Annotated in this window: 11 protein-coding genes and 1 pseudogene; 5 read left to right on the forward strand and 7 right to left on the reverse strand. The window is 69.5% G+C overall.

What is annotated here, in order from left to right:
- Positions 1 to 408: 408 nt before the first annotated feature.
- The 3 genes from EAO75_RS09115 to EAO75_RS09125 are packed head-to-tail and all read left to right on the forward strand — an operon-like array spanning position 409 to position 1488.
- On the forward strand, positions 409 to 705 hold the full coding sequence (locus EAO75_RS09115; RefSeq protein ID WP_147994552.1) for a hypothetical protein: 297 nt from the start codon (positions 409 to 411) through the stop codon (positions 703 to 705).
- Between the two features lie 51 nt (positions 706 to 756).
- Positions 757 to 1050 (forward strand): hypothetical protein, encoded by a 294-nt coding sequence (locus tag EAO75_RS09120; protein WP_147994553.1) that lies wholly within the window; start codon positions 757 to 759, stop codon positions 1048 to 1050.
- 21 nt (positions 1051 to 1071) lie between these two features.
- Positions 1072 to 1488, forward strand: a complete 417-nt coding sequence (locus tag EAO75_RS09125; RefSeq protein ID WP_147994554.1) for a hypothetical protein — start codon at positions 1072 to 1074, stop codon at positions 1486 to 1488.
- 48 nt (positions 1489 to 1536) lie between these two features.
- Here EAO75_RS09125 and EAO75_RS09130 read toward each other — a convergent pair whose 3' ends face one another.
- The 6 genes from EAO75_RS09130 to EAO75_RS09155 form a co-directional block, all read right to left on the reverse strand.
- On the reverse strand, positions 1537 to 2451 hold the full coding sequence (locus EAO75_RS09130; RefSeq protein ID WP_147994555.1) for a helix-turn-helix domain-containing protein: 915 nt from the start codon (positions 2449 to 2451) through the stop codon (positions 1537 to 1539).
- Positions 2452 to 2646: 195 nt separating this feature from the next.
- Positions 2647 to 4734 carry an NAD-dependent DNA ligase LigA gene (gene ligA / locus EAO75_RS09135; RefSeq protein WP_187284361.1) on the reverse strand — a complete coding sequence of 696 codons (2088 nt, stop codon included), beginning with the start codon at positions 4732 to 4734 and terminating at the stop codon, positions 2647 to 2649.
- Positions 4735 to 4809: 75 nt separating this feature from the next.
- Complete coding sequence (locus EAO75_RS09140) at positions 4810 to 5274, reverse strand: carboxypeptidase regulatory-like domain-containing protein (RefSeq protein WP_147994557.1); 465 nt, start codon at positions 5272 to 5274, stop codon at positions 4810 to 4812.
- Positions 5275 to 5333: 59 nt separating this feature from the next.
- Positions 5334 to 5675, reverse strand: coding sequence for a YbaY family lipoprotein (locus EAO75_RS09145; protein ID WP_147994558.1), 342 nt, complete (start codon positions 5673 to 5675; stop codon positions 5334 to 5336).
- Entirely contained in the window at positions 5672 to 6664 is a 993-nt protein-coding gene (locus EAO75_RS09150) for an MvdC/MvdD family ATP grasp protein (protein ID WP_147994559.1), read from the reverse strand. The genes EAO75_RS09145 and EAO75_RS09150 overlap by 4 nt, the downstream gene beginning before the upstream one ends.
- Positions 6661 to 7584, reverse strand: a complete 924-nt coding sequence (locus EAO75_RS09155) for a M12 family metallopeptidase (protein WP_261989213.1) — start codon at positions 7582 to 7584, stop codon at positions 6661 to 6663. Before EAO75_RS09155 ends, EAO75_RS09150 begins: the two co-directional genes overlap by 4 nt.
- On the opposite strand from EAO75_RS09155, the gene tap reads away from it, so the two are divergent.
- Both tap and tpg read left to right on the forward strand, forming a co-directional pair.
- Entirely contained in the window at positions 7471 to 9222 is a 1752-nt protein-coding gene (gene tap, locus EAO75_RS09160; RefSeq protein WP_261989214.1) for a telomere-associated protein Tap, read from the forward strand. The genes EAO75_RS09155 and tap overlap by 114 nt on opposite strands.
- Positions 9223 to 9225: 3 nt before the next feature.
- Positions 9226 to 9786, forward strand: coding sequence for a telomere-protecting terminal protein Tpg (gene tpg, locus EAO75_RS09165; RefSeq protein ID WP_147994562.1), 561 nt, complete (start codon positions 9226 to 9228; stop codon positions 9784 to 9786).
- An 84-nt stretch (positions 9787 to 9870) separates the two neighbouring features.
- Here tpg and EAO75_RS09170 read toward each other — a convergent pair.
- Positions 9871 to 10095, reverse strand: a pseudogene (locus tag EAO75_RS09170) (penicillin-binding transpeptidase domain-containing protein); the annotation flags it as partial.

Genomic DNA, 10095 nt, shown 5'->3' on the forward strand with positions numbered 1-10095 from the left:
GTTCTGGCTCACCTGTCTGTACACAGCGGCACTCGTCGGGACGGTAGGCGCCCGGCTGGTCCACGCGCGAGCCGCTTACCGTCGCGTCACCATGGCAGAGCCGGACGATTCGCCCATGGAGCCCTGACCGACTCCGCGCTCCGCCGCACCTCGCATGCGGCGATCATGGCCTACTCCGCACCGGACACCGCTCGGACAAAACCCGGACAGCTCCGTGAGCAGGCAGGACACCGGGCCAGTTGTCCGGGACAGCAAGGGCGGTTGTCGGGTGCGGTGCGTGTCACCAAGCTTTGACCTGCCCGGCCGTCGAGCGTCACATCGCTGGAATGTGTCGCAACTGCCCACCTCTGCGCGGCACAGCCTCCACGACGCCGGGACCTTCGAACCGCAATCGACAGGAGACAACTCATGCGTGTCCGCAGTGCCCTGGCATCGCTGGGGCTTGGTGCCGCGCTGGCGATCGGATGGCCGGCCACGAGCGCGCAGGCCGCACCTTCCGGTTGCTCGTCCTGGCAGACCAGCCCGACGTTCGCCTACGGCGTGTGCAACCAGGTGCCGGCCGGTGACGCCTGGCGGCTCGGCATCCGCTGCTCGGACGGCGACTACGACTGGTCCGCGTGGAAGTACAGCACGCAACGCACAAGCCTGCGTTGCAACCACAGCGGCGCCGTCATCACCCACCACTGGATCGACCCGGCCAACTGAGCCTGCGCCTGCGGGCACGAGCCCGTCCGTCCTCATCCTTGGAGATCGTTCATGCGTCTTCGCAGTTCGCTTGTGTCCGTCGGCTTGGGCGCCGCCCTGGCCCTCGGCGTGATGACCGCTCCCGCTCAAGCCACCCCGACCGGGTGCTCCTCGTGGAAGACCGGCCCCAGTTTCGCCTACGGCGTGTGCAACGACGTGTCGCACGGCGGTTGGTGGCGGCTCGGGATTCGCTGCTCGGACGGCGACTACGACTGGTCCGACGAGAAGCGCACCACGCAGCGCACGAGTCTGCGCTGCAACCACAGCGGCGCCGTCATCACCCACCACTGGATCGACACGTACTGACCTACGAAGGGGGAAACGACCATGAGCAACAAACGGGTACGAGGGCTGCTGATCTCTGCGGTCGCCGTGGCTGTGGCGTCCATGACCGGCATGAGCAGCGCCGCCGCACAGAGCGCGGGTCCGGTCACCATGCAGGGCGACAAGTGCCGCACGGTGTACGCCAAGAGCGGCAAGGGATACGCCGACGTGTGCTGGACCTGGCACGCGGACTCGCACGGCACCTACTACGGCAGCTACTGGGGCTCGTTCTACGACACCGCCCCCTCCGACAGGCAGTGGGTGGTCCTCCAGGCCACCTGGAACGGGGCAGGCCGCTGGGTGCCGGTCAAGTCCGCCGCGAACGGTGAGGACTTCCGGGACGAGTACAGCGGACTGCGGGGGCTGACCTTCCGCGCGTGCACCAACCAGGGTTACTGCGGCTCCGCTGCGGCGCCGTGACCTCAAGGGCCTCCGCTCACTGCGCAGCGGAGGCCCCTCTCACGGTGTTCAGGGCGCGGCTTCGACGATGAACTGCTGGCTGCGGTGGCCTCGGCACGGCTCCAGCAAGGCCTCGGTCCCTGTTGAGGTGTCCCCGTGCTTGATGCCCAGGCACGTCTGATCGTCCACCCGGAACACGTACCGGCCGCCTTCTTCCGCACTGGAGGGCTCGATGCGGAATCGGCTGCCGTGCGCGCAGGCGTTCCTCGGTTCCAGCAGCCCCGTGAGCGGCTTCTCGGTCAGCACCGTGAGGCAGCCCTTGCCTTGGTCGGGGCGGAACCACTGGATCCGGAACGCGTGGCCGCCCAGCGGTTCCAGCGTGGTCGTCTGGGGTGCGACCTCGTCGCAGGGCCGCTGTACGGCGACCTGCGAGTCGTATCTCTGGACGTACCCTTCGGTCAGGCACAGGTCCTGCGCCAGGACGGGACGGATCTGCACGGGCCCCTCCGGCAGCCGGGGCGAGTCACCGGGTGATGCCGAGCCGCCCCGCCCCGTGTCCTCGGGCTCGTCGGCCGAGACCAGTGCCCAGGCGGTGACGGACACCAGGGACAGCAGTGCCACCCCTGCCAACAGGCCGAGTCGGCGTCGTCTCCCGGTGAGACGCGCACGCCAAGTCGGCTTCCCGCTCTCAGGTCCCGCGGCCTGTTGCCGGCTGATCCTCTCCCGCGCCGCGAGCCAGTCTCCGACTCGATCTCCCTGCCCGCAGACCCTCACGAACGCGGCCAGCAACTCCGGGCGTGGCGCGGTCTTTCCCCCCAGCACGTCGGCGAGCGTGCTGCGCGCCAGCACCTCACCATGCTCGGCCGCGCGTTCCTCCAGCTGCCGGTAGGTCAGCCCCGAGCGATCCTTGAGCCGGCGCAGCGCCGCGACGAACTCAGCCGCATCTGTGGTCTGTTGAGGCTGCGGCTCCCCCGTGATCCCCATACCGGCATCGTGGCCTGTCGCGCTCCGTCCCGACAACGTCGATTCCCGCCATGACACCGTGTCCCGGACCGGACCAGGACAGAGCGCTGACCAGGCCGGACAAGCACGACGGAGGCCGAAGGGCATCGGGCGAGGCATGTCCCGGGCCGTAGGTGCGGTCCGGGGACACCGCCACCGTCCCCTCCAAGAGGCTGGTCACTGGAGGAAGTCGGCGATGAGCACGGCGAATTCGTCCGGTGCGGTCAGGCGGACACCGAGATCTTCGGCCTTGGCCCGCTTGGATCCGGCGCCCTCTCCGGCGACGACCAGAGTGGTCTTCTTGGAGACGCTGGAGGAGGAGCGGCCCCCCGCCCGTTCGATGAGCTCGTTCATCTGGTTGCGGCTGAGCTTCTCCAACGCTCCGGTCATCGCGCCCGTGACGACCACCGTCATTCCCGCCAGCGGCCCGGCGGCAGGCTCCGCACCTTCAGCAGGCTGGACGGCACCGACCTCTGCGGGCGTGSGCGGGGTGGCGCCGGGCTCGGTCATGTTCACTCCGGCCGCGGCGAGTTTGTCGATGAGCGGGGCAAGGTCGGCGAGTTCCGTGACGATGGACGGGGCCTTCTCGGGTCCGATGCCGTCGACCTGCTGCATCGATGCGGCGTCGGCGGCGCGGATGGCGTCCATGGTGGCGAAGTGGCGGGCCATGCGGCGGGACATGGACCGGCCGGTGCCCCGCACGCCGAGCGCGCACAGCACGCGTGACAGGGGCCGGGTCCTGGCGGTGGCGAATGCGGCGAGGAGGTTGTCGGTACTGGTCTCGCCCATCCGCTCCAGTCCGAGGAGCTGCTCGCGGGTGAGGGTGAACAGGTCGGCGAGGTCGCAGACCAGGCCGGCGTCGACGAGCTGGACGACGCGGGTGTGGCCGAGGCCCTCGATGTCGAGCTGGTCGCGTCCGACGGCGTAGGAGAGGGAGGCCACCAGGTGGCAGTTGCGGCCGTTTTCGCAGCGCCAGCGCTGCTCGCTGGTGTCGATGCCGGAGCCGCACCGCGGACATGCCTCGGGGAAGGCGATGGACTGTTCGTCACCGGTGCGTAGGTGGGCGACCGGGGCTTCGACGCGGGGGATGACGTCGCCGGCGCGGTGCACCATGACGTGGTCGCCCAGACGCAGGTCGCGGCGGGTGATGTCGGCCGGGTTGTGCAGGGTGGCGTAGGTGATGGTGGAGCCGTCTATCTCGACCGGTTCCAGGACCGCGCGTGGGGCGATGATGCCGGTGCGGCCCACGTTCCACTCGACCTCGAGCAGCCGGGTGATCTTCTCGACGGCCGGCAGCTTGTAGGCGATCGCCCAGCGCGGGGCGCGGGTCCCGGAGCCGGCCGACTGCTGATCCTGGGCCAGGTCGGCCTTGATGACGATCCCGTCGATCCCGAACGGCAACTGGGCACGCAGCGCCGCGATCTCCTGCACCCGGGCCAGCACCTGCTCGGTGCTGTCGGCGGTGATGCCGGGCACGGTGGTGGTGGCGGTGGTGCTCACCCCGAACGCGGCGGTCTGCGCCATCAGGTCGCTGTGGGCGAGCTCGCCCAGCCGAATCGCCAGTGCCTCCTCGGTGTCGGGGAGGGGGAGCAGGCCGTAGCCGAAGAACGTCATCGGCACGGTGTACTCGCGGTCCTTGGCACGCAGGGTGCCCGCCGCGGCGTTGCGCGGATTGGCGAACGGCTGCCCGCCGTGCGTGGTGCGCACCTCATTGGCGTGCTCGAACTGAGCGGTCGTCATGAGGATTTCGCCGCGCACCTCGACGGTGACCGGCTCGGCCAGTAGCTCGGGCAGGCCCTCGATGGTGCCGATCGCGTGCGAGACGTCCTCCCCGGCCGTCCCGTCTCCGCGTGTGATCAGTTGTCTCAGCCGGCCGGCGGTGTAGCGGGCGGCTATCGCGAGCCCGTCGAGTTTCGGCTCGACACTGAACCGGGCCACGTCATGGCCGATGCGCCGGGCCAGAGAGGCGGTCCAGGCGGTGAACTCCTCCGGCGAGAACACATTGTCCAGGCTCAGCATCGCCAGCGTGTGCGGGACATCCCCCTCCACAGCGCCGCCGGCCACCTTCCCCGTCGGCGAATCGGGCAGCACTTCATCGGGGTGATCGTGCTCCCAGGCCGCGATGGCGCGCACCAGCCGGTCGTAGGCCTCGTCGTCCAGCGGCGACGTGCCGCCCGCATAGTAGGCGGCCGCAGCCTTCACCGCGTCCTCGACCGCCCGTGCGTAGGCGGCGGCATCCATGATCTCTGCAGCTGCTGTCGTCATGCAGTTCATCCTGCCTGCCACCACTGACAACGGCCCCGCGCCGGCGGGCCGCTCCGGGCGCCCTCGGACGCGACGCTACTGCGAAGGCGCCTGGAAGTGGTCGACGAGCCGTTGCTGGATCTCCTGAAGTGCCCTGCTCGTCAGTTTGAGGCTGGACAAACGAGAGGCTGCCGCATGAGCGTAGGCGGCGTTCTGTTCTGAATCGCTCCACAGTGCCGCCGCGAAGAGATATCCGCTCAGGGCGTCCACGGCGGAATCCTCAGCGGCTGCATGGCCGGTGGGGAGGAGGCAGCGGTCGAAGGGCACGGTGTCGCCGGCCACCGCATTGGCCACCACGGACGGGTGCCAGGCGTGGGCGTTGTTCAGTGTTTCATGGGTGTCGAACCGTACGGTCACCATGTCTCCGGCCGGAATCGCCAGGTCGTACCGCCCCTCGGTGTCGGTAAAGGTGTGTTCGAGGAGAACCAGGTCGCGGTAGACGCTGACTTTGATCATGGGGATGGGTTGCTTCGTGGTGATGGCTCTTACCTGGCCGTGCATGAATGTCTCCTCCATCTGTGTCCCGAGGAGCGCCTCTTCACCCTCGTGGAGAGGTGGGCTCACACGACGCTGACCGACGCCTGGAGCCCTTCCGCGGAGTCTGTCCGTACGGGTATGGCCCGAGTGCTGAGGAGGTCGCCGGATTCGACGGTTCCGCTTCCTGAGCGGTCGATGTGGACACGCAGCCCGTAGGTGGCGGCGGGGTCGAGTTCGGGCACGTCCACGCTGAAGGGCACATGGCCTCCCGGCGTCAGCGGGACGTCCGTCTGGACCTGTGCCCCGACCACGATGGACGGCGCGTCGGCCAGGGAGACGTCGCGGACCTCCACCAGGACGGACGCGGCCGTTCCGTTCGGTGTGTCGGGTGGCAGGGCCACCAGACCGCTCACGGTGCCCGTCACAGCACCTCACCCAGCAAATCCCTGGCCACCGCGGCCGATGCGGGCTCACGTCCGTCGAGATGAGCCAGAAGCGCGGCGACCTCCGCCGTGATGGGCAGCCCGGTCCGTTCCTCCACGAACAACCACTGACCCGCCGGGTTCACTTCCAGGAACACGTACTCCCCGTTGGAACGCCGACGCAGATCGATGGCCCCGTACACCAGCCCCAGGGCGCGCATGAACCGGAGCAGGCAATGGGTGATCGCCGAAGGGAGAGTCACCGGTCGTACCTGAGCTTCGTGAACGACCATGCGCATATCCACCGGATAGTTGGTCTGCGAGGCATCGATTTCGGCGGCGAAGACACGATCGCCCACGATGGTCACCCGCAGATCGGTCCCCGGCACGTACTCCTGAAAGATGACTGGCGCGTAGCGCACGGCGTCCAGGGCCGCCAGGTCCTCCGTGCGGACGAGCCGGGTCTCCCGCCATGCGCCGGCGGAGGCGATGAAGGCCTTGTAGACGGTACGGCCGACGCCTGTCTCCTGGATGAAACGCCGGGCCCGCCCCGAATCGTTGGTGACCAGGGTGCGAGGCAGGGTGAGCCCCAGGCGGCGTGCCACGTCCCACTGGTAGGGCTTGTGGTGGGCGATCCCGTCCAGCGCAGGCGGATTGACCCAGGTGCAGTTGAGCGAGTGGAACAGGCCGTGCAATGCCTGGCCGGTCTCGCTGATCGCGAAGCTCTGGTCCCGGAGCGTGCCCAGGCCTCCGTCGACGGTGAAGGGGCGCACGCGCCGCCACCAAGCGGCACGGCACCGGTCGAGCCGGGCGTGGGCCGTGGGCGTTCGGACCGTGTAGACCGGTTCCCCGGCCCGGGCGTAGTCGAGAGTGATCTCGGCGCGGGCGGGGAAGTCGGCGAGGTCGAGACGGACCACCTCACGGCCGTCCGCCTCCAATCGGCGTACTACCGCGCGGGCGTGGTCCTCGTCGTGGGAGACGACCAGGATCATCGAAGCTGCCCGGCGCCGGCCAGAGGCTGGGCGCCTGCCTGAGCCAGAAGGAGGTTGTAGCTCGCCTGCACCGCGGACAGGCCCTGCTGCAGAGAGGCGACCATCTGGCCCAACTGGCGTACCTGCTCGGCCACTCCGTCCGGCTGGCCCGCCATCATCGGTGACTGGTGGGGTGTGGCCAGCACGAACGGACTGGACAACGCCGGCGGGCTCATGATGTCCAGTCCGGGAATCTTGTGCGGCCCGTCGCCCACGGGGTCCTTCGCCGCCTCCTTGAAGGTGGTGTCGACGACGGGATCCTTGGCCACTTCCTTGAACGTGGACTGCGCGGCCGGGTACATCATGTGGACTCCGTCGATGTCACCCTGCGACAGGCCCGTGCGCTGGCCCATCGTCACCCCGGGCGGGAGCGACTCGCGCGGGATGATGGTCGGCTGGTTCGGGTCGATCGCGAAGGCCGTCGCCGGGTAGTGCATGATCGAGCCGAAGTCGTACGGTCCCAGGTCGTCGCCGTCCGCGATCTGCTGAAGGAAGTTGTGCTGCATGTCCGGTTCGATGTTCGCGAACACGATCGTGACGTGCTGATCCCGGTCCTCGCGGCTCTGTTCGTGCCACAGCCCCACCGTGTGGCCGATCTCGTGGATGGCGTTGCCGGTGGAGCAGTTGGGGCCCAGCGTGATGCTCTGCTGACCGCCGCGTCGACCCACGTGCGAGGAACATCCGTTGCCCGGCACGAAGCGCACGAAGTCCGGGAACTGAGCGGCGTTGGCAGCGGTCCGTTCGACGAACCGAATGCGGGTGCGTGAATGCCAGTGCGCGATCGCGTCCGTGACACGCTCCCGCTCAGCCAGCCATCGTCCCCGCCCCGCCCGGTCGCACGGCAGACCAACGAACCCGCCACCGATCCGCGCTTCCCGCACGGCCCCCTCGCCGTCCTGGACGGTCACGGCAGCGCGTACGGCGTGGACGGCATCGTGCTGGACTGCCCGGCGACCACGATCCCGGGGCTGGTGGAGTGGACCCTGACCGAGTCCGGGCTCGGTGGGCAGCGGCTGCACCGCTACGGCAAGGACAGCGACCCGCTGATCGTGCTCACCGCGGCGGCCGCCGTGAAGTTCGGGCTGCCCGAGCGTCTGGAAGACCGCCGCGGGCTTCGTCTGAGCGCCGACCACCCGGTCGTCGCGCAGGTCACGAAGGCGAAGTGGCAGCTCACGCAGCGCGGGTTCGGCCCATGGGCGAGGATCTACCGCAAGGCGCAAGGCACTCAGCGCCAGTGCGTGCAGCTCGCGATCCTGCCCTGGGAGGCCCTGGACGAGCGGTCCTGGCCCGGCGTCGCGGACATGGAGCCGGCCGACATTGCCCGTGTCCTCGGCGTCTACGCCCAGCGGGTCATCACCCCGCGCGGCAGCACCGCGGTATCGGGCCTGGAGTTGATGACGGCGCTGCGCCCGGCGACGAAGGCGGTGCGGGACCCGGCGACGGGGAACTGGGTGTCCGGCCACAACGCCGGCAGCCTCGGGTCGCAGCCGATGGATCCGGCGCCCCCGGAGGCCACGCAGGAGCACCCCGTGGTCGTCAACTCCGGCTGGAAGGGCGGCTTCCTGAACGAGGAGGCTTACCAATGGGTCCGCCCGGTGGACCTGCTCACCGCCGAGGAGTGCACGCTGCCGTACGCGGTCGGCCTCGACCTGAACACGGCGTTCCTCGCCGCAGCGGCCCGCCTCGTCGTCGGTCTGTCCGGCCCGGACCACTTCCACGCCCCGGCGTTCAACCCGAAGATCCCCGGTTCCTGGCTGGTCGACCTCTCCCACGTGGACCTGGACCCGCGCCTGCCCAGCCCGTTCACGCCGACGGGGGAGCGCCCGTCGGGCCCGGCCTGGTACCAGACGCACACCGTCGCCTACGCCCAGGAACTCGGCTACAACGTCACCCCCGTCGAGGCATACCTGCGACGCGAGACCGGCGCGTACCTGGACCCGTGGCACGACCGCCTGAAGAACGCCTACGTCGACACCCTGGCCGACCTCGGAGTCACGCGGGAGCTGGACGACTCCAAGTTCCTCATCGCGATGGAGCGGCACAAGCAGGTCGACCTGGCCATGGCCGCCGTGCTGGCCGCCATCAAGGCCACGGTCAAGGGCGGCGTGGGCAAGCTGCGCGAGCGCCCGCAAGGCCGCCAGTACAAGGAAGGGGACCGGTGGCCGGCCCTGGAGCGCCCGACCTGGCGCCCCGACATCCGGGCCGCGGTCATCAGCAAGGCCCGGGTCAACATGCACCGCAAGCTGCTCAACATGGCCCGGATGACGGGCCTGTACCCGCTGGCCGTGCTGTCCGACTGCGTCGTCTACCCGAGCCCCGGCGACAGCCCGCTGGCCTTCCTGCCCTACAGTGCCTCCGGCAAGCCCCAGCCCGGCGGATTCCGCCTCGGGTCGACGCCGGGCCTGGCCAAACTGGAGGGCGTCCAGTCGATGGCCTGGGCGGTCGACCTGATGGAGCAGGGCTACAACCCGGCCCGCCACATCAAGGGCGGCGACGCCGTCCTGGACGAAGGGGAGTAGGCCGTGGCGGGAGAGATCGACGACGCCATCGAACGGGCCGACCGGGAGGCGTTCACGCGGGAACCGCCGAAGACGCTGAAGGGCCGGATCGGCTTCCTGATGAAGCAGCTCAAGACGACCCGGGCCGTCGCGGCGGAACTCGGCGTCAGCCAGCGGTCGGTCGAGCGCTACCGCAAGGGAGAGCGCAAGCACCCGCCCGAGGACATCCAGCAGAGGATCGACGCGGCCGTACGGTCCCGGTGGCAGCCGAGGGTCCGGGGCCGCCGCCGGAAGCAGGCCGCAGCCACGGGCGGAGTCACGGTGGAGACGCGCGCCCGGTTCGGATACACCGCCCCGGTCGGCAGCACGGACGACGGCCGCTTCCGCCGCCTCACCGTGCACCTTCCTCCGGCGTACGCGCAACGCCTGTTCGCCGCCCGCGACGCGGGCGCCGGCGACCAGGAGATGCGGCAGATCGTCGCCGACGGACTCAGAGAGATCTACTTCCAGGACGGCGGCGCCCGCGCTCTCGGCCTCTCGGACGTCGCCATCAATGACATCGACTACATCGACCTGGACTTCTGAAAAGGGCACCGACCGCACCTGACTCGGGCCACGTCCCTCACGCCCGCTCGCAGTTCGGCGCCCATGCTGCCGGCGCTAGCTCTGCGGCACGTCCTGCGCCTCGTCGTTGAAGCCGAACTTCTCGGCCATCTCCCGGACCTTGTCCTGGCCCAGGTCGACGGCCATCTTCCCGAAGACGTTGTTGCAGGAGTACTGCAGCGCGACCCGGATCGAGGCGTCCTTGCAGGGGGCGCTCGGGTTCTCGTTGCCCAGGTCCCGGTTGGTGTCCGGCAGCGGGTACGGGTCAGGGCTGACCGTCTTGTCGTCCAC

The organism is Streptomyces sp. UW30, from assembly GCF_008042075.1.
GTDB lineage: Bacteria > Actinomycetota > Actinomycetes > Streptomycetales > Streptomycetaceae > Streptomyces.